Consider the following 18,261-nt stretch of genomic DNA (forward strand, 5'->3'; position numbering starts at 1 on the left):
AAGGAGATCCCGTGACATCGGATACCGCACGTCGCGTCGTCGTCGAGCGACTGGACGCCCCCGCGGGTGAGCCGAGCGCCGACGTCCTCGCGGTCACCGATCTGGTCAACGCCGTCTACGCGGTCGCCGAGAACGGCATGTGGCGCCCCGGCGCCACCCGCACCGACGCCGACGAGATCACCCGGTCCGCCCACGAGGGCAGCATCCGCATCGCGCGCCTGCGCGGACGGATCGTCGGATGCATCCGGGTCAGAGGGATCGACGAGTCGGTCGCCGAGTTCGGGATGCTCGCCACCGATCCGGACGTGCGCGGCACCGGGATCGGTGTGCGTCTGGTGTCCGCGGTCGAAGAGGAGTGTGCTGCGCGGGGATTCACCACGATGCAGCTCGAGGTGATCCGGCCGGCCGGATGGGTCCACGAGTCGAAGGCGTTTCTCGATTCGTGGTACACCCGCCTCGGCTACACCGCCGCGGGAATCTCGTCGATCGACGAGGCGCACCCGGAACTCGAAGCGGCCCTCACGGTTCCGTGCGAGGTGGCCACCTACCGCAAGCCGCTCGGCTGATCCGCCTGCGCCGGAAGACCGTTCGCCGGAGCGAGGGGAGGCTGCCGGTCGAACCACGGCCGGGCCTGTTCGAGTTCGGCCGCGAGCGCGAGCAGCGTCGGCTCGCCACCGAGCGGCGCGACGAACTGCACCCCGAGCGGCAGTCCCGCACCCGTCCAGTACAGGGGCACCGAAATCGCCGGTCGCCCCGTGATGTTCGCCAGCTGCGTGTACGGGGTACGGCCGAGATTCTCGTCCACCAACCGGTCGATGAAGCCGGCGCGACCGGCGATCCACGCCGTCCGTGTGGCGAGGAGGACCTTGCCGACGGCGCGCATCCAGCGCGGCGTCGCCAGTTCGCCGATGCGCACGGGCGGGCCGGCGATCGTCGGGGTCAGCAGCAGGTCGTAGCGCTCGTGGAACTCGGTGAGCTGCCGCGAGTAGTCGGCCCAGCGCGCATGGGCCTCGATGTAGTCGGGGGCCGACAGCGACCGGCCGAGTTCGGCGATGATGCGCGTGTCGAATTCGAATGCGTCCGGCCCGGCCCCGGTGAGTCGGCGTGTCTCGTCGATCTCCGCGGCGGCGGTGGCGAACCACATGGCGAGGAAATCCTCCGCGAGCCGTCGTTCGTCGACACCCGTGGACGCGGGTTCGACGTGGTGCCCCAGTTCCTCGAGGAGCGCCGCGGCGTCCTCGACGGCGGCGATCGCCTCGGGATCCACGGGCGTGCCGATCGGTGAGGCCGCGGCGAAACCGATCCGCAGCCGAGCGGGGGCGGTGCGGGCGCTGTCGGTGTAGGACCGTTCCGGTCGCGCGACCGGATAGGGACCGGCGGCGTGCGGGCCGGCCATGACGTCGAGGAGGGCCGCGGCGTCGCGCACGGTACGGGTGATCACCCCGTTGGTGGCGGCGCCGTGCAGCGGTTCGCCGCCGCGAGGCCCGGTCGGGACGAGACCGCGGCCCGGTTTGAGACCGAGGAGACCGCAGCAGGCGGCGGGGATGCGGATGGAGCCACCGCCGTCGCTCGCACCCGCGGCCGGGACCACACCCGCGGCGACGGCCGCGGCGGAACCACCGGAGGAGCCGCCGGGAGTGCGGGTGGGATCCCAGGGATTGCGGGTGGGCCCGAACGCCTCCGGTTCGGTGATGCCCTTCGCACCGAACTCCGGGGTGTTGGTCTTGCCGAACACGACCAGCCCGGCGTCGAGCCACCGGTCGACGATCACCGAGTTCTCCTCGGCGGGCCACTGTGCGAGGGCGCGGGAGCCGCTCGAGGTGGGGATCCCGGCGATGTCCTGCCCGAGATCCTTGATCAGGAACGGCACGCCCGCGAACGGACCGTCCACCCCCTCCCGGACCCGGGCGCGGGCCCGGTCGTCGAGGCGGCGGACGACGGAGTTCAGCGTCGGCTCGACCTGCTCGAGCCGGGCGATCGCGGTGTCGAGCAGGTCGTCCGCGGACACCTGGCCGGTCACCACCAGCTCGGCCAGGCCCACCGCGTCGTGACGTCGGTACTCCGAGTAGTCCATCCCTGCGTTGCCCATCATTGCCCCCACGGTGTCGGTTCGGTCCGTGCGGTCCGTTACCGGTTCGCGTCGGCCGGCATCTCCCCCGCCTTCTTGCGTTCGATGTCGGCGAGGGCCGCCTCGCGGGCCGCACGCTCGGCCGCCGCGCTCTCCCATGCCACCTTACGGTTCTTCACGACCTTCGCGGGCGAACCCACGGCGATGCTGTACTCGGGGATGTCGCCCTTGACCACTGCGTGCGCGCCGAGCACCGAGCCGCGGCCGACCCGGGTACCGCGCAGGACGGTGACCTTGGCGGCGATCCAGGTGTCGGGACCGATGCGCACCGGGCTCTTGACGATGCCCTGGTCCTTGATCGGATAGGTGATGTCCTCGGTGCGGTGGTCGAAGTCGCAGATGTAGCACCAGTCGGCGACGAGGGTCGACGCACCGATCTCGATGTCGAGATAGGTGTTGACGACGTTGTCCTTGCCGAAGACCACCTTGTCGCCGATCCGGAGCGAACCCTCGTGGCAGCGGATCGCGTTGCCGTCGCCGATGTGCACCCACCTGCCGATCTCCAGCCGTCCCAGGCCGGGGGTCGCGTGGATCTCGACGTTCTTCCCGAGGAAGACCATGCCGCGCAGCACGACGTGCGGATTGGCCAGTTTGAACTTGGCGAGCCGGTAGTACCGAACCAGATACCACGGTGTGTACGCCTTGTTGTCCAGCACCCAGCGCAGGGAGGACAGGGTCAGGAAGCGTGCCTGATCCGGATCCCGCCGACGGGACCCGCGCCACCTCGCCTTCAGGGGTGCACCCCACATGCTCGTCATAGGGGCAGCCTACGGTCCGCCGCCCGGCTGCCGTACGGCCCCCGTGTCTCAGCGGTACCGGACCGTCCGGCCTCCCCGCCTCCGTGCCCTTCGGTCGGCCCCGCCTCCGCGTCACTCGGTCGGCCCCGCCTCCGCGTCACTCGGTCGGCCCCGCCTCCGTGCCGGTGCGCACTCCTCCGACCGATACGCTGACGAGTCGAATCGTTCGCCTGTGGAGGAGTTGAGTGATGCGGGGTGTCCTGCGGACCGCGGTGCCGGCGCTCGCGGCGGTGTTCGCACTGAGCGCGTGCGGGGGCGGGTCGGGTACCGAGGACGTGCTCTCCGCCGGGGGATGGCCGGGACGCCATTCCGACGCCCGCAACAGCAACACGGCGACGGCAGCGGGCCTCGAGGACCTCGCGGCGGCCTGGACGCGCCCGCTCGGCGGCACGGCCGGTTCCCCCGCCGGGATCGCGGCCAACGGCCAGGTCTCGGTGAGCGCGGCCACCGAGATCGGTTGCAATCTGTTCTCCTTCCAGATGGACACAGGCCGCAAGCGCTGGTGCACGCGCCTGGCCCCGGCGGTCGCCACCGTCACCCCGGTCTCCGATGCGATGGCCAACATCTACGTCGGCGAGGACGGGGGTCTGCTGTCGTTCAACGAGCACGGGCAGCGACGCTGGCGGATCCCGGTGAGCGGCACCCCGCGCAGCGCCCAGTTCACCTCCGACGGCCATCTCCTGGTGGTCACCCACTTCGGTCAGGTCAACGTCGTCGACCCGCAGACCGGGCAGCTCGGGGCACCACTGTTCGACCTCGTACCGATCCCCGGTGTCGACGCGGGCCAGAACGTGCCGCGGCTGCCCAGCGATCACGGCGTGCCGGCCTGCTTCGGCGGATCCGAGGACTGCCCCGTCGCCACGACCCCGGCGGTCGACACGGCCACCGACCGCATCCTCGTCACGGTGTGGCGTCCCGGCGCCGACCGGTCCGCACTGGTGGCGTTGCGGTACACCGGTGGCGACGACGCGGTCGTGCGCGAGGAGTGGGCGGTGGACGATCTGCCCGGCGGTGCGGTGACGAGCCCGGTGCTGTCCGCGGACGGATCCACCGTGTACGTCTTCGACGGCGAAGGCACGCTGTGGGCGCTCGACACCACGACCGGCGAGGCCCGGTGGAGCCGGGGCTTCGGCACGGCCTCCGTCGCCCCGCCTGCGGTCACCGCCGACGGGCTGCTCCTCGTCGCCGCCGGTGACGGCAGCAAACCCCTGGTGGCTCTGCGCGATTCCGGTGACGAGACCGAATCGGTGTGGGAACGAACCGATCTGGCCCCGTTCGGCACCCCGGCCGTGAGCGCGGACGGTCTCGCCTACGTGATCGCCGACGGCGGAAGCGACCTCGTGGCGACGGTGGTCGACGTCGCGGACGGAGAAAGCGTCGACGAGGAACCCCTCGACGCGGCGGGACTGCCGGTGGGCACCGGGATCGGGCCGGACGGGGAGTTCGTGATCACCACCGTCGACGGCGACGTGATCGTACTGCGCGACCCGCGCTGAGCGCGGGCGGTCAGCGGGAGGGGACGCAGACGAAGGCCTCTGGCGTGCGGCCGATCCGGGTGAGCACCACGCTCAGGGACACCGACCCCTTCAGCTTGAGCCGGGGGCGCAGGACCGCCGGGTCGACGTCGAGTCCGCGCACGAGGATCTCGACGGCCCCGCAGTCGAGCCGCGAAAGTACTTGGCGCAGCGCCTTCTCGGTGTACTTGAAGCGTTCGACGATCCGGAATCCCCGTACTCCCTCGGGAAGACCGTCGCCGGTGAGATAGGCGATGCGCGGGTCGAGTTGCCACAGTCCGTGGGCGGCCGCGTAGTGGCGGACGAGCCCGGCGCGGACGATCGCACCGTCGGGATCGACGATCCACTCCCCCGGTTCCCGTTCTGGGATGTCGTCGTCCATCGCGTCGGTGATGTCGAAATGCGTTCCGTCCGAACGCAGGACGGTCGCACGACGGTGAACTCCGGGTTCGCTCAGGCCGGGCGAGTACAGGCACGCCTCGCGGACGCCGCCGTCGAGGGAGACGACCTCGACCTCACCCTGCCAGTCGAGCGAGTCGAAATCGAGTCCGGGAGCGCACTTCACGGCGAGGTCGCGCCCGGCGTAGACCTCCAGCAGGTCCGGTAGCGGCGGCTGCAGGGCGGCCGGATCGTGGGTGCGGCGGCCACCGGTCCGGCGCGCCGGATCGGCGATCACGGTGCTCCCCCGCGTCACCGGGCGCAGCGCGTCGGCGCGCAGCAGGTGCGCGCCGGGGACGTTGTGGGCGGCCATCCCCAGGCGTACCTCGTCCAGATCGCTGCCCACCACGGTCTCGGCAACACCGACGAGCTGCGCGAGTTCCGCTCCGATCGAACAGGTCACGTCGTGCACGACCCGGCCGGTGAGCCGGCGTGCACGGTGCGCGGCGACGGGGGTGGGCGTCGACTGCTGCACCGCATCGTCGGTGAGGATCCACGCGGCGACACCGTCGATCTTCGCCTCGGCCTTGCGCCGCAGCATGACCGTCTCGACGAGGGACGCAGCGTGATCGCCGAAATGCGTACGCGCCCAGCCGATGTCGGCAAGGCGCGTACGCGTGCTCAGCTCCCGGCCGGCGACGCTCGCGAGCGCCTGCCGGCCGTCCTCCGACGTCAGGTACGCGACGTCGGCGAGGGTGAACTCGTAGCCCAACTACTTGCCGGGCTTCACACCGGTGATCATGACGTTGTAGAAGAAGCTGCGCGGGACGACGTGCTTGAGCACGTTCTCGTCCACCCAGCTGAGCGCCTTCCAGCTGCCGAAGGCGAACTTCGCCCAGTTCCAGCCCAGCTTCTCCTGCGGCACGGCCGCTTCGAAGGTGCGCACCGGCCAGCCGAGCAGCGCCGCGGCGAACTCCTCGGAACTCGCCTTGACCTCGACGGCACCGGCCGAGGTGGCCAGCTTCTCGAGATCGGAGGGGTCGAAGGTGTGCAGGTCGACGACGGCCTCGAGGGCGGCGGCCCGCGACGACTCGTCGAGCTCGGTCTGCGGCCGGCGCCAGTCGTTCAGGAACGGAAGGCGCGTGATGTTGGTGGTGGCCTCCCACGTGATCCGGCCGAGCAGGCGGGCGTAGAAGTTGCCGATCGTGCTGGGCTCGCCGGCGAAGACGAACCGGCCGCCCGGCTTGAGGACGCGCAGCACCTCGCGGAGGGACTGCTCGACGTCGGGGATGTGGTGCAGCACCGCGTGGCCGACGACGAGATCGAAGGTGTCGTCCTCGTAGGGGATGGTCTCCGCGTCGGCGACGCGCCCGTCGACGTCGAGGCCGAGATTCTCGGCGTTGCGGAGGGCGACCTTGACCATGCCCGGGGACAGGTCGGTCACCGAACCCTTCTTCGCCACCCCGCCCTGCATGAGGTTGAGCAGGAAGAAGCCCGTTCCGCAGCCGAGTTCGAGGGCACGTTCGTAGGGCAGCGGCTGCTCGCCGGCGGCGGCGACGAACCGGCCCTTGGCGTAGTCGATGCAGCGCTCGTCGTACGAGATCGACCACTTCTCGTCGTAGGTCTCCGCTTCCCAGTCGTGGTAGAGCACCTGGGCGAGCTTGGTGTCCTTCAGTGCTGCCTCGACCTCTTCGGCAGTGGCGTGCGGATTCGGCGCGGGGTCGACCCCGTCGGTCCTGCTTGCAGTCATGCGGTGATCCTACTCATCGGTAAGCTTTGGACAAGTACAGGTGCCGACGGTCGCTACTCGCCGACGAACTTCGCTTTGCCCGGCCCGTTCGCGAGGAACGACTCCAGACCGATGGTGCGGTCCTTCGTCGCGAACAGGCCCGCGAAGAGATGCTGCTCGATCTTCAGCCCGGTGTCGAGATCGGTGTCCAGACCCTCGTCGATGGCGGCCTTCGCCGCGGCCAGCGCGCGGGTCGCGGCGCCGGTGAACTGCGCGGCCCACCGGCGCGCCGCCTCGTACACGTCGTCAGGGGCGACGACCTCGTCGACGAGCCCGATCGCCAGCGCCTCCTCGGCGTCGACGAACCGGCCGGTGAACACGATGTCCTTCGCCTTCGACGGACCCACCAGGCGCGCGAGACGCTGGGTCCCGCCGCCGCCGGGGATCAGGCCGAGCAGCACCTCGGGAGTGCCGAGCTTGACGTTGTCGCCGACGATCCTCCGGTCGGCGCCGAGTGCCAGTTCCAGGCCGCCGCCGAGGGCGTAGCCGGTGATCGCGGCGACGGTCGGCTTCGGGATGTCGGCGATGGATCCGAGCGCCGACTGCAGGTCGCCGACGATCTCGCTCATCCGCACGAAGCTCAGCTCGGCGAGTTCCTTGATGTCGGCGCCGGCGGCGAAGACCTTCTCGCCGCCGTAGACGATCACGGACTTCACGTCGGCCCGCACCGTCGCCTGCCGCGCGGCCTCCCGGATCTCCTCCTGGACCTGACGATTCAGCGCGTTCATCGGCGGGCGGTCGAGACGGATGGTGCCGATGCCGTCGGAGACCTCGAGGGTCACGAATTCAGCCATGCCGCACAGCCTAGATGTCGGCACGCTTCGCCCAGGGATGCATCCCGGGCTCGTAGTAGGCCTCGCACCCGTCGAACTCGACGTGGATGACGCCGTCCCGGCGGGTCAGCACGGGTTCGATCGGGTCGATGACCGCCTCGGACGCCATGAGCTCGGCGACCGTGCCGAACCGGGTCAGGGTGGTCAGCTGGCTCCAGGTGGGGGGCAGCAGCATGCTCCGGCCGGCCCGCCAGTCGTCGAGGGCGTCCTGCGCGGTCCGCCACTGCACGAGGTCGGTCTCGCTGGTGTTGCCGTCGGCTCGCTGCCCCTCGGGGGTGACGGCGGTGAAGAACCGCGTGTCGTAGCGGCGCCGCTCACCGAGCGGGGTGATCCAGTTCGCCTGCGGGCGCAGCAGATCCGCGCGCAACACGAGCCCTTCACGTTCGAGGAAGTCGCCGAACGACAGTTCGCGGGCCTCGAGGGCCCGGCGGGCGTCGGCGTACTCGGCGGTGTCGGCGACAACGGTGTCCGGGGTGGGGCCGGCGAGCAGCACCCCGCACTCCTCGAAGGTCTCCCGGACGGCGGCGAGCACGAGGGCCCGGGCGCGGGCCTCGTCGACACCGAACCGCACCGCCCACCAGGCGACGTCGGGTCCGGTCCACCGCACCTGGGCGTCGGTGTCGGAGGGGTCGACACCGCCACCCGGGAAGACGGTCATGCCGCCTGCGAAGTCCATGCCGACGACCCGTCGCTGCAGGAACACCTCGATGCCGCGCGCGGAGTCCCGCACCAGCAGAACGGTGGACGCGTCGCGGATCGGGACCGCGGTGGGATCGAAGGCCTTCACCGAAGAATCGTCGGACATGGACTCAACCTAGCAGCGGGTCTACGCGCGGCGCCGGTGCCGCCCCGGCTGCCGCGTGCGGCGGGCGAAGAAGCGGTCGTCGATCCGCTCGAGGCTGATCGACTGGCTGAACGCCTCGCTCAGGTTCGGTGCGGTGATGACGTCCTCGAGCAGGCCTTGTGCGACGACACCGCCCTCCTTGAGGAGCAGCGCGTGGGTGAAGCCCGGCGGGATCTCCTCGACGTGGTGGGTGACCAGCACGATGGCGGGGGCGTCCGGGTCGGCGGCGAGAGTGGCCAGCCGGGCCACGAGTTCCTCGCGTCCACCGAGATCGAGACCGGCGGCGGGCTCGTCGAGCAGCAACAGTTCGGGATCGGTCATCAGGGCACGGGCGATGAGCACGCGCTTGCGTTCACCCTCCGAGAGGGTGCCGTACATGCGGTCGGCGAGGTGCTCGGCGCCGAGGCTCTCGAGCATCTCGACGGCGCGGTCGGTGTCGACGTTCTCGTACTGTTCCCGCCAGCGGCCGAGCACCCCGTAGCCCGCGGACAGGACGAGGTCGGTGACCTTCTCGTCGTTCGGCACGCGGTTGGCGAGCGCCGCCGAGGACAGGCCGATCCGGGGCCGCAGCTCCGACAGGTCGGTCTTGCCGAAGGTCTCGGCGAGTACGTGGGCGGTGCCGGAGGTGGGGAACGTCTCGGCGGCGGCGACGCGCAGAAGGGTCGTCTTCCCTGCGCCGTTCGGGCCGAGCACCACCCAACGTTCGTCGAGCTCCACCTTCCAGGTCACGGGTCCCACGAGGGTGTTGCCCCCGCGCCGGACCACCACGTCTTCGAATTCGATGAGCAAATCGGGATCAGGTTGTGCCACGACGTCCATCTTGTCCTACGCCTGTAACCGAAACGCGGGAGGATCGGTTGCTGTGTCGTCCTCCACATCGGAATCCGCAGCATCGTTGCCGTCGGTCGCGTTGCCCGACCGCGCGGCCTTCCCGCTCGGGGCCACCGTCGTCGACCGGGGCACCCGTTTCGCCGTGCACGCCCCGCACAGCGACCGGGTGCAGGTGTGCCTGATCGACGACGACGGGCACGAGCACCGGGTGGACCTGCCCGACCGCACCTACGGGGTCTGGCACGGGGTGGTGCCCGGGATCGGCGCGGGGCAGCGGTACGGCTTCCGTGCCTACGGTCCGTGGCAGCCCGAGCACGGTCTGCGCACCAATCCACACAAGCTCCTGCTCGACCCGTGGGGCCGGCAGCTCACCGGGGAGGTCGGGGACGCGCAGCGGCTGCTCCCCTACGACGGTGATCCGTTCGGTGCGATGTCCACGGCCGACTCCCTCGGCCACACCCCACTGTCGGTGGTCACCGCCGTCGCGCCGCTCCCCCACGCCAGGCCGCGGGTGCCGTGGGAGAACACCGTCGTCTACGAGCTGCACGTCGGGTCGTTCACGGCCCGGCACCCCCTGGTGCCGCCCGAGCTGCGCGGCACCTATCTGGGACTCGCCCACCCCGCGGTCGTCGACTATCTGGTGGGGCTGGGTGTGACCACCGTGGAGCTGCTGCCGGTGCACGCGTTCGTGACCGAACCGTCGGTGCGGGCGCGGGGCATGCGCAACCACTGGGGGTACTCGACGGCCTCCTACTTCGCGCCGCATCCCGCCTACGCCGTCACCCCGGGCAACGAGATCGCCGAGTTCCGCGCGATGGTGCACGCCCTGCACCGTGCGGGACTGGAGGTGGTGCTCGACGTGGTCTACAACCACACCTGTGAGTCGGGGGTGGACGGTCCGAGCCTGTCCTGGCGGGGGCTGGACGCGACCGGTTACTACGTGCTCGACGGGCACGGCCGCGACATCGACGTGACGGGATGCGGCAACACCCTCGACGCGTCCTCGCCGATCGTCGTGCGGATGGTGTGCGACAGCCTCCGCTACTGGACGGAGGTGATGGGGGTCGACGGCTTCCGTTTCGATCTGGCCAGTGTCCTGGGCCGGCCGCGGGCGGGGGCGTTCGACCAGCGGGCGTCGCTGCTCACCGCGATCGTCACCGATCCGGTGCTGTGCGACGTCAAGCTGATCGCCGAACCGTGGGACGCCACCGGAGACGGCTATCAGCTCGGCAACTTCGGTGCCCAGTGGGCGGAGTGGAACGACCGCTACCGTGACGCGGTCCGGCGGTTCTGGGCGGGGCGGTCCGGTATCCGCGAGATCGCCTCCCGGCTCACCGGATCGGAGGACCTCTACGACCGGCACATCCGGCAGCCGTGGATGTCGGTCAACTTCGTCACCGCCCACGACGGGTTCACCCTCGCCGACGCGGTGTCGTACCAGCACAAGCACAACGAGGCGAACGGTGAGGAGGGCCGGGACGGCACCGACAACAACGAGTCGGTGAACCACGGGATCGAGGGGCCGACGAACGATCCCGACGTGCTCGCGGCGCGGGAGCGGCATATCCGGGCGATGCTCGCGACGCTGCTGCTGTCCACCGGCACCCCGATGCTGCTGGCCGGCGACGAGTTCGGGCACACGCAGCTCGGCAACAACAACGCCTACTGCGTTCCGCAGGACACCCCGGCCACCGACGCGTGGCCGCTGGACTGGGAGTGCGCCGACCGCGGCCGCATCGACTTCGTGCGCGACCTGCTGCGGATGCGCACCCGGGTGCCGGTGCTGCGGCAGCGCCGCTTCTTCGACGGGCGGGCCCGCGCCGTCGGCTATCCCGACCTGGTGTGGTTCGGCGCCGACGGCGTGGAACTCGACGAGGCGGCCTGGCACGACGAGAGCCGCCGCACCCTGCAGGCCTGGCTCGACGGGTCCGAGCTCGGCACGGTGACCCGGGCCGGGATCACGCTCCACGACAGCAGCGGGTTGTTCGTCCTGCACGCCGGGGGTCCGGCGACCGTCACCCTGGCCGGGCCCGAGTGGTACCGCGGCGACGTGGTGTGCGAGTTCGACTCGAGCCGTCCCGACGGGCATCCGGTCGACCCGGTGCCGATGCGGGTCGGCAGCGACCACGTGGTGGACGGACCGACCGTACTGGTCTTCCGGATCGCGCCCGAGGGCCGGTAGGGGCTACGCGGCGGGGCCGACCGCGACGACGGTGACCGAACCGGGCGCCACCTCGGTGAAGCCCGCGTCGCGGACGGCGACGGCCTTGCCGGCGTCGACGAGGGCGAGCAGCTCGCGCCAGGTCTCGGCGTCGGCGTCGCGGACGGCGCAGGGGAATCCTGCGGCCGCCCAGTCGCGGGCGGCCTCGGCGGTCAGAGCCCCGGCGTACAGCATCGAGGCGTGCCCCACCTGCGCGGCCGCCTTGCCGAGGGTCATCTCGAGGTCCCGCTGGATCCACAGGACGGGGAGGCCGGGCGGCGGTGGGGGCGGGTCGTCGTGCGGCAGGTCGGTCCCGCCGATCTGCAGCCGGGAGATACGCGGGTCGAGTTCGCCCACCGGTCCGGGCACGAACGCGCGGGCCTGTGCTCCGGCACGGTCGACGGTCACACCGTCGACCTCCTGGGCGGCACGCCAGTGAGCACCGCGGGCGCGGCGCGCGACCTTCCTGATGCGAGCGTCGTTCCAGGCGAGGAACCGCTGCTGCCACGGCCCCGGTTCCCCGTCGGGACCCGGGCCGACGCGGGGGTCGAAGCACAGTTCGACGGTGGCGATCGCCGCTACCTCGAGCAGTGCGCTGCGGGCGGGCGGATCGACCTTGGGGATGTGCAGCACGATCGGCATGGCCTGCACCAGCGCCGGATCCTCGGGGTCCGGGCGGTGGCCGTAGCCGCGGGCGAGCACGGCGTGGCGTTGCTCGAACGCCGGGTCGTCCCAGCTGCGCTCCCCCGGTTCCTCCTCGGTGTGCGGCAGGTCAGGCACCACGATCGATCGGCACCCGTCGCAGCGTTCCGTCGACGCGGTCGGCGGCCTCGATCTCCTCGCGGGTGACACCGAGGACGAAGAGCACGGCATCGAGATAGGGGTAGGACAGCGCGGTGTCGGCGACCTCCCGCAGGGCGGGCTTGGCGTTGAAGGCGATGCCCAGGCCGGCGGCACCGATCATGTCGATGTCGTTCGCACCGTCGCCGACCGCGACGGTCTGCTCGACCGGCACGCCCGCCTCGTCGGCGAACTCGCGCAGCGCGCGGGCCTTCGCGGCGCGGTCGACGATGTCGCCGACCACCCGGCCGGTGAGCGTGCCGTCGACGATCTCGAGGGTGTTGGCGCGGACGAAGTCGAGTTCGAGTTCGTGCGCGAGCGGCTCGATCACCTGGCGGAAACCGCCGGAGACCACACCGCAGCGGTAACCGAGGCGGCGCAACGTGCGGATCGTGGTGCGGGCGCCCGGGGTGAGCTCGAGCCGCTCGGCGACCTCGTCGATGACGGTCGCGGGGAGACCGGCGAGGGTCGCGACACGCTGTTCGAGGGACTGGGCGAAGTCGATCTCGCCGCGCATCGCGGCCTCGGTGACCTCGCGGACCTTGTCCTCGACACCGGCGTGGGCGGCGAGCATCTCGATGACCTCGCCCTGGATGAGCGTGGAGTCGACGTCGAAGACGATCAGCCGCTTGGAGCGGCGGGCGAGCCCACCGCGTTCGACGGCGATGTCGATGTCGAGGCCGGAGGCGAGCTCGGCGAGGGCGTGCCGCAGCGCGGAGTCGGCCTCGGGGCTGGTGTCGGAGGCGGTGACCATCAGCTCGAGACCCGTGAGCGGGTAGTCGGCGATGCCGCGGATCGAGTCGATGTTCGCGCCCTGGGCGGCGAGGGTGCGGCCCACCGAGCGCAGGGCCTTGGCGCTGACGGGGCTGCCGAGCACGACCACCGCGTGGGTGGAGACGGCGCGGGTGCCGCGTTCGGCGCCGATCTGGACGTCGGCGTTCATCCCGATGGTGGCCATCGCGGATTCGATCTCGTCCTGGAGCGCCTCGACGTCGTTCGAGCATTCGACGAGGACCCCGAGGGTGAGGCGGCCGCGGATCACGACCTGCTCCACGTCGAGGAGGTCGACGTCGTGACGGGTCAGTGCCGCGAACAGCACCGAGGTCACGCCGGGATGGTCAGGTCCGGTCACGGTCACCAGCACCGTGGTCTCAGACGCCACTACGACTCCGATCGCTTGTCTGTCGAGGCACGTGCGGACACAGCACGTACCTGCCCATTGTTGCAGCTCCGGACCTCGCTGTTACTGCCGGGTCCGACCCCGGTGAGGCCGTGTGATCCGGGCCGGGAACGGCCGAGGCCCCACCCGCGGGATGCGGGTGGGGCCTCGGTGGATCAGCGGGTCCGCGCCGTGGGGCGCAGGGGCCGGCTCAGGATCGCGGGTGGTCGCCCGGGGTGCGATCGGCACCCTCGAGGACGTTCACCTCGTGCTTGTCGCTGCCCCAGCCGACGTGCGCCTCGGCACGGATGGTCTCGACCATGTGCGGGTAGTGCAGCTCGAAGGCGGGACGCTCCGACCGGATGCGCGGCAGCTCGTAGAAGTTGTGCCGCGGCGGCGGGCAGGTCGTCGCCCATTCCAGCGAGTTGCCGTAGCCCCACGGGTCGTCGACCGTGACGACCTGGCCGTAGCGGTAGCTCTTGAAGACGTTCCACAGGAACGGCAGCGTCGAGGCACCGAGGATGAACGCACCGACCGTGGAGATGGTGTTCAGCGTGGTGAACCCGTCGGACGGCAGGTAGTCGGCGTAGCGACGCGGCATGCCCTCGTTACCGAGCCAGTGCTGGACCAGGAAGGTGGTGTGGAAGCCGATGAAGGTCAGCCAGAAGTGCCAGCGGGCCAGGCGCTCGTCCATCATGCGGCCGGTCATCTTCGGGAACCAGAAGTAGATACCGGCGTAGGTCGCGAACACGATGGTGCCGAAGAGCACGTAGTGGAAGTGGGCGACCACGAAGTACGAGTCGTGCAGGTGGAAGTCCAGCGGCGGGCTCGCCAGGATGACACCGGTCAGACCACCGAAGAGGAAGGTGATGATGAAGCCGACCGAGAAGAGCATCGGCGACTCGAAGGTGATCTGCCCCTTCCACATGGTGCCGATCCAGTTGAAGAACTTCACGCCGGTCGGCACCGCGATGAGGAAGGTCATGAACGAGAAGTAGGGCAGCAGCACCGCGCCGGTGGCGTACATGTGATGCGCCCACACCGCGATCGACAGGGCCGCGATGGCCAGGGTCGCGTAGACCAGGCCGGTGTACCCGAAGATCGGCTTGCGGCTGAAGACCGGGAAGATCTCCGAGACGATGCCGAAGAACGGCAGCGCGATGACGTACACCTCGGGGTGACCGAAGAACCAGAACAGGTGCTGCCACAGGAGCACGCCGCCGGTTGCCGGGTCGTAGATGTGACCGCCCAGGTGGCGATCGACGAACAGGCCCATGAAGGCAGCGGTCAGCAGCGGGAACACCAGGATGATCAGCAGGCTGGTGATGAAGATGTTCCAGGTGAAGATCGGCATCCGGAACATGGTCATGCCGGGGGCACGCATGCACACCACGGTGGTGATGAAGTTGACGGCACCGAGGATGGTGCCCAGACCCATCACGCCGAGGCCGAGGACCCAGAAGTCCGCGCCGACACCCGGGGAGTGGATCTCACTGGTGAGCGGCGTGTAGGCCGTCCAGCCGAAGTCGGCGGCACCGCCCGGGGTGATGAAGCCCGCGAGGACGATCGTGGCGCCGAAGAGGTACAGCCAGTAGCTGAAGGCGTTCAGACGCGGGAAGGCGACGTCGGGGGCACCGATCTGCAGCGGCAGGATGTAGTTCGCGAAGGCGAACACGACCGGGGTCGCGTACATCAGCAGCATGATCGTGCCGTGCATCGTGAACAGCTGGTTGAACTGCTCGTTCGACAGGAACTGCAGCCCCGGCACGGCGAGCTCGGCGCGCATCAGCAGCGCCATCAGGCCGCCGATGAGGAAGAACGCGAACGAGGTGACCATGTACATGATCCCCAACATCTTGGGATCCGTGGTCGTGATCATCTTGTAGATGAACGAACCCTTGGGTCCCTGCCGCGGCGGGTACGGCCTTGCTGCAGCTATCTCTGGGACTGGCTGGGGCGCTACGGCAGTCACTAATCCTCCTGAATGCGCGCTCGACCTCGGGCTGGAGGCGAACGGTCTCTGGCTTGCGCTCATCGCATCGTAGCCCCTCCCCGAAACGGCCACCCCCCGGGTCCTACTCCCTGTCGTACTCGGCTCCCGAAGCGACCTGCGGACACCGAGAAGAGCGCCCTACCAGGTGTGTTACACATCACAACCAAGGTCGGGTGAGGCGAAGGCGTTCCGCATCACGACGAGCTGGGTTAGGGTTCCCTCACCTCTCCGCCGACCCCGAAGGACACCATGCCTCTGCTCGCCCCTCGCCCTCGCCGCGTCGCGGCCGGCCTCCTCGCCGCGGGGCTCCTCGTCGCGGGTTGCTCGTCCACCGACGCAGACCCCTCCACCACCACCTCCGCCGACGCGGCGGCGGCGGGCTTCCCGCGCACCGTCGAGCACTTCCGCGGCACCACCACGATCGAGACCGAGCCGACGCGCATCGTCGCGCTGGACACGAGCTACGCCGACGCCGTCCTCCTCCTCGAGGCACCGCTCGTCGGTCACGTCGACTACCGCACCGAGGGATTCCCCGACTATCTGGGCGACTCCCGCGAGTACGCGGCCGACGCCGTGTCGGTCGGGAAGACCGCGAACATCAGCCTCGAGCAGGTCGCCGCGCTCGAACCGGACCTCATCCTCTCCGCGGAGGTGCGGGACGGGGAGAACTACGAGGAACTGTCCGCCATCGCCCCCACCGTCTTCTCCCAATCGACCGGGCCGACCTGGAAGGACAACATCCGGCTCGCTGCGCGGGCGATCGGCAAGGAGGACCTCGCCGAGCAGAGGATCACCGAGTACGAGGAGCGCGCCGCGGCCATCGGCGCCGACATCAATGCCGAGGCCGGCAATCCCACCGTCTCGATCGTGCGGTTCGCCGGTGAACCCACGGCCCGGCTGTACCGCACCACCTCGTTCAGCGGCATCGTCCTCGAGGACGCCGGTCTCGCCCGGCCGGCGAGCCAGGGGCCGGATCCGGAGGATCCGTCGAGCATCATGAACTCGATCAGCCCCGAGCTGATCGCGCAGGCCGAGGCCGATGTCATCTTCGTCACCACCTACGACACCGGCGACGGCACGGCGCAGGAGGCGGCACAGCCGTTCGTGACCAATCCGCTGTGGCAGAACCTGCAGGGACGGAAGGTCGAAGTGGACGACAGCGTGTGGATGACGCCGGTAAGCATCCAGGGAGCCCATCGCATCCTCGACGATCTGGCCGACACCTTCGGTGTGGACCGGCACGCTGTGTGAAAGGCGTGGCGGGATAGCCTGAGCCGTCGGTTCGAGCAGCGTTCCTCAGGAGTGGTCTGAAAGTGTTCCCGGTGCATCGGTCCCGCGCAGTGGTCGTCTCCACCCTCGCTGCCGTGACCGCGGCAGCGCTCGCCGCCTGCTCGACCCCGCCCGACGACGACGCCTCCACGATCGTGCGCACCACGACGCGGATCGCCGGCGCCTCGGTGGTCGGCATCGACCGGGACACCTCCACCGCGTGCGCACTCCCCTCCCCTCTCGATCCTGGCCTGCCGGCGGAGGGCACCCGCGCGGTGCTGCACACCGCCGGTCTGTCGGAGGTCCCCGCCGACCCGCAGCGCATCGTCGTCCTCGACCCGGCGGCGCTCGATGCGGTGTGCGCCCTCGGATTGTGGGAGCGCGTGGTGGGGGCGAGCGCGGAGGTGACCGGGCGCCCCGACTATCTGGGGACGGGCATCGCCGAACTGCCGTCGATCGGCGCCGCCGGTGCGCCGGATCTCGCGGCGGTCGGGAACGCGCAGCCCGATCTGATCCTCGGCTCCGCGGTGGACCCCGAGACCTATGCGTCGCTCGGTGGGATCGCCCCCACCGTGCTGGTCGGCGCCGATCCCGTCTTCTGGCGGGACCAGTTCCTGCGGGTGGGCGACGCCCTGGGACGCACAGAGGCGGCACGGCGGGTGCTCGCGGAGTACTCCGACGCCGCGCGCAGCCTGGGCCGCGATCTCGTGTCCTGGCAGACGCAAGCGTCACTGGTGCGGTTCACCGCCGACGGGCCGACCGTGGAGGGGACGGCGTCGTTCGCCGGTCAGGTGCTCGGGGAGGTCGGTGCGGCCCGCCCGCCGGCCCAGCGGTTCGCGGTCGTGGACGGCCGCACCTGGCAGGCCGTGGACACCGACGACCCGGCCGCGGCCGACGGGGACGTGATCCTCGTCCGGTTCGCCGGGGAGGACGGTCTCGAGCGGGGCACCGAGTTCATGGACACCGATCAGTGGCTCGACCTCGGTGCGGTCTCCGACAACCGGTTGTTCTCGGTGAGCGACGAGATCTGGTCGACCCCGGGCCCGGTGGCGGCGCGCGCGATCCTCACGGACCTGTCCGTGACCCTCAACGGCTACTCCAACTGACCTCTTCCCTCGGGGAGCGGAGCGGGGTCCGGGCGGGACCGTACGACACGGCCGTACAGAAGGCCATATAGAAACAGGGCATGCCGATACCCGAGTTCGTCGCCCAGCTCCGCTCCCATGTCGGAACAGCTCCCCTGTGGCTGCCGGGGGTCAGCGCGGTCGTCGTCGACGACGACGGGCGGGTACTGCTGACCCGCCGCGCCGACAACGGCATGTGGGCGGTGGTGTCGGGGATCCTCGAACCCGGTGAGGAGCCGGCCGTCGCGGCGGTGCGCGAGGTCGGTGAGGAGACCGGCATCGACGCCGAGGTGGTGCGGCTGACGAGCGTCGACGTCACGGCGCCGATCACCTATCCCAACGGGGACGTCGCACGGTATCTCGACGTGTGTTTCCTGCTGCGCGCCGTCGGTGGCCGGGCGCGGGTGGCCGACGACGAGAACCTCGAGGTCGCCTGGTTCGCCCCCGGCGCACTGCCCGAGCCGCTCACCGACACCTCGCGGCTGCGGCTGGAGAAGGCGCTCGAGGGCCGCGCCGAGGCGTGGTTCCGGCGCGACTGACCCCACGACGGGTCCGGCCGGAC

At 70.4% G+C, this 18,261-nt stretch carries 16 protein-coding genes; 6 read left to right on the forward strand and 10 right to left on the reverse strand.

The features are described from left to right. Positions 1 to 11 precede the first annotated feature (11 nt). Positions 12 to 566 carry a GNAT family N-acetyltransferase gene (locus tag OED52_RS13285; protein ID WP_264151341.1) on the forward strand — a complete coding sequence of 185 codons (555 nt, stop codon included), beginning with the start codon at positions 12 to 14 and terminating at the stop codon, positions 564 to 566. Here the strand turns inward: OED52_RS13285 and OED52_RS13290 are convergent. Both OED52_RS13290 and OED52_RS13295 read right to left on the reverse strand, forming a co-directional pair. Further along, the gene (locus OED52_RS13290; protein WP_264154700.1) at positions 545 to 2,074 is read right to left on the reverse strand and encodes an amidase; all 1,530 of its coding nucleotides are present in this window, start codon (positions 2,072 to 2,074) and stop codon (positions 545 to 547) included. The genes OED52_RS13285 and OED52_RS13290 overlap by 22 nt on opposite strands. Positions 2,075 to 2,127: 53 nt before the next feature. Further along, positions 2,128 to 2,886 carry an acyltransferase gene (locus tag OED52_RS13295; RefSeq protein WP_264151342.1) on the reverse strand — a complete coding sequence of 253 codons (759 nt, stop codon included), beginning with the start codon at positions 2,884 to 2,886 and terminating at the stop codon, positions 2,128 to 2,130. Positions 2,887 to 3,113: 227 nt separating this feature from the next. On the opposite strand from OED52_RS13295, the gene OED52_RS13300 reads away from it, so the two are divergent. Further along, positions 3,114 to 4,421: a PQQ-binding-like beta-propeller repeat protein gene (locus OED52_RS13300; RefSeq protein ID WP_264151343.1), complete on the forward strand. Its 1,308-nt coding sequence runs from the start codon at positions 3,114 to 3,116 to the stop codon at positions 4,419 to 4,421. A 10-nt stretch (positions 4,422 to 4,431) separates the two neighbouring features. Here OED52_RS13300 and OED52_RS13305 read toward each other — a convergent pair whose 3' ends face one another. Genes OED52_RS13305 through OED52_RS13325 form a run of 5 tightly spaced genes read right to left on the reverse strand, consistent with a single transcriptional unit; the run spans position 4,432 to position 9,102 of the window. Further along, entirely contained in the window at positions 4,432 to 5,589 is a 1,158-nt protein-coding gene (locus OED52_RS13305) for a THUMP-like domain-containing protein (protein WP_264151344.1), read from the reverse strand. Continuing rightward, positions 5,590 to 6,567: a class I SAM-dependent methyltransferase gene (locus tag OED52_RS13310; RefSeq protein ID WP_264151345.1), complete on the reverse strand. Its 978-nt coding sequence runs from the start codon at positions 6,565 to 6,567 to the stop codon at positions 5,590 to 5,592. Between the two features lie 53 nt (positions 6,568 to 6,620). Continuing rightward, positions 6,621 to 7,400 (reverse strand): enoyl-CoA hydratase-related protein, encoded by a 780-nt coding sequence (locus OED52_RS13315; RefSeq protein ID WP_264151346.1) that lies wholly within the window; start codon positions 7,398 to 7,400, stop codon positions 6,621 to 6,623. A gap of 10 nt (positions 7,401 to 7,410) precedes the next feature. Next, entirely contained in the window at positions 7,411 to 8,244 is an 834-nt protein-coding gene (locus tag OED52_RS13320) for an NUDIX hydrolase (RefSeq protein WP_264151347.1), read from the reverse strand. A 21-nt stretch (positions 8,245 to 8,265) separates the two neighbouring features. Beyond that, on the reverse strand, positions 8,266 to 9,102 hold the full coding sequence (locus tag OED52_RS13325; RefSeq protein WP_264151348.1) for an ABC transporter ATP-binding protein: 837 nt from the start codon (positions 9,100 to 9,102) through the stop codon (positions 8,266 to 8,268). 43 nt (positions 9,103 to 9,145) lie between these two features. Here OED52_RS13325 and glgX point away from each other — a divergent pair, with 43 nt between their 5' ends. Beyond that, a complete protein-coding gene (glgX, locus tag OED52_RS13330) occupies positions 9,146 to 11,296 on the forward strand; it encodes a glycogen debranching protein GlgX (RefSeq protein WP_264151349.1) in 2,151 nt (716 codons plus the stop codon). A gap of 3 nt (positions 11,297 to 11,299) precedes the next feature. On the opposite strand, the gene OED52_RS13335 is transcribed toward glgX, so the two are convergent. The 3 genes from OED52_RS13335 to ctaD form a co-directional block, all read right to left on the reverse strand. Further along, positions 11,300 to 12,094, reverse strand: a complete 795-nt coding sequence (locus OED52_RS13335; protein WP_413247664.1) for an aminoacyl-tRNA hydrolase — start codon at positions 12,092 to 12,094, stop codon at positions 11,300 to 11,302. Next, positions 12,087 to 13,316: a phosphoserine phosphatase SerB gene (serB, locus tag OED52_RS13340; protein ID WP_264151350.1), complete on the reverse strand. Its 1,230-nt coding sequence runs from the start codon at positions 13,314 to 13,316 to the stop codon at positions 12,087 to 12,089. Before serB ends, OED52_RS13335 begins: the two co-directional genes overlap by 8 nt. A 208-nt stretch (positions 13,317 to 13,524) precedes the next feature. Continuing rightward, positions 13,525 to 15,285: an aa3-type cytochrome oxidase subunit I gene (gene ctaD, locus OED52_RS13345; RefSeq protein ID WP_264151351.1), complete on the reverse strand. Its 1,761-nt coding sequence runs from the start codon at positions 15,283 to 15,285 to the stop codon at positions 13,525 to 13,527. Between the two features lie 270 nt (positions 15,286 to 15,555). Between ctaD and OED52_RS13350 the strand changes: the two genes are divergently transcribed. The 3 genes from OED52_RS13350 (at position 15,556) to OED52_RS13360 (ending at position 18,238) form a co-directional block, all read left to right on the forward strand. After that, positions 15,556 to 16,557: an ABC transporter substrate-binding protein gene (locus tag OED52_RS13350; protein WP_264151352.1), complete on the forward strand. Its 1,002-nt coding sequence runs from the start codon at positions 15,556 to 15,558 to the stop codon at positions 16,555 to 16,557. A 71-nt stretch (positions 16,558 to 16,628) separates the two neighbouring features. Next, the gene (locus OED52_RS13355; RefSeq protein WP_264151353.1) at positions 16,629 to 17,681 is read left to right on the forward strand and encodes an ABC transporter substrate-binding protein; all 1,053 of its coding nucleotides are present in this window, start codon (positions 16,629 to 16,631) and stop codon (positions 17,679 to 17,681) included. 80 nt (positions 17,682 to 17,761) lie between these two features. Further along, complete coding sequence (locus tag OED52_RS13360) at positions 17,762 to 18,238, forward strand: NUDIX hydrolase (protein ID WP_264151354.1); 477 nt, start codon at positions 17,762 to 17,764, stop codon at positions 18,236 to 18,238. The last annotated feature ends 23 nt before the right edge of the window (positions 18,239 to 18,261 follow it).

Origin of the sequence: Rhodococcus sp. Z13, from assembly GCF_025837095.1 — a bacterium.
GTDB classification, from domain to species: domain Bacteria; phylum Actinomycetota; class Actinomycetes; order Mycobacteriales; family Mycobacteriaceae; genus Rhodococcus; species Rhodococcus sacchari.

Coding starts and splice junctions, on each gene's coding strand:
- OED52_RS13315 (WP_264151346.1), bottom strand. CDS start 7,400: ATGGCTGAATTCGTGACCCTCGAGGTCTCCGACGGCATCGGCACCATC.
- OED52_RS13295 (WP_264151342.1), bottom strand. CDS start 2,886: ATGACGAGCATGTGGGGTGCACCCCTGAAGGCGAGGTGGCGCGGGTCC.
- OED52_RS13350 (WP_264151352.1), top strand. CDS start 15,556: ATGCCTCTGCTCGCCCCTCGCCCTCGCCGCGTCGCGGCCGGCCTCCTC.
- OED52_RS13360 (WP_264151354.1), top strand. CDS start 17,762: ATGCCGATACCCGAGTTCGTCGCCCAGCTCCGCTCCCATGTCGGAACA.
- OED52_RS13310 (WP_264151345.1), bottom strand. CDS start 6,567: ATGACTGCAAGCAGGACCGACGGGGTCGACCCCGCGCCGAATCCGCAC.
- OED52_RS13325 (WP_264151348.1), bottom strand. CDS start 9,102: ATGGACGTCGTGGCACAACCTGATCCCGATTTGCTCATCGAATTCGAA.
- OED52_RS13300 (WP_264151343.1), top strand. CDS start 3,114: ATGCGGGGTGTCCTGCGGACCGCGGTGCCGGCGCTCGCGGCGGTGTTC.
- OED52_RS13320 (WP_264151347.1), bottom strand. CDS start 8,244: ATGTCCGACGATTCTTCGGTGAAGGCCTTCGATCCCACCGCGGTCCCG.
- OED52_RS13290 (WP_264154700.1), bottom strand. CDS start 2,074: ATGGACTACTCGGAGTACCGACGTCACGACGCGGTGGGCCTGGCCGAG.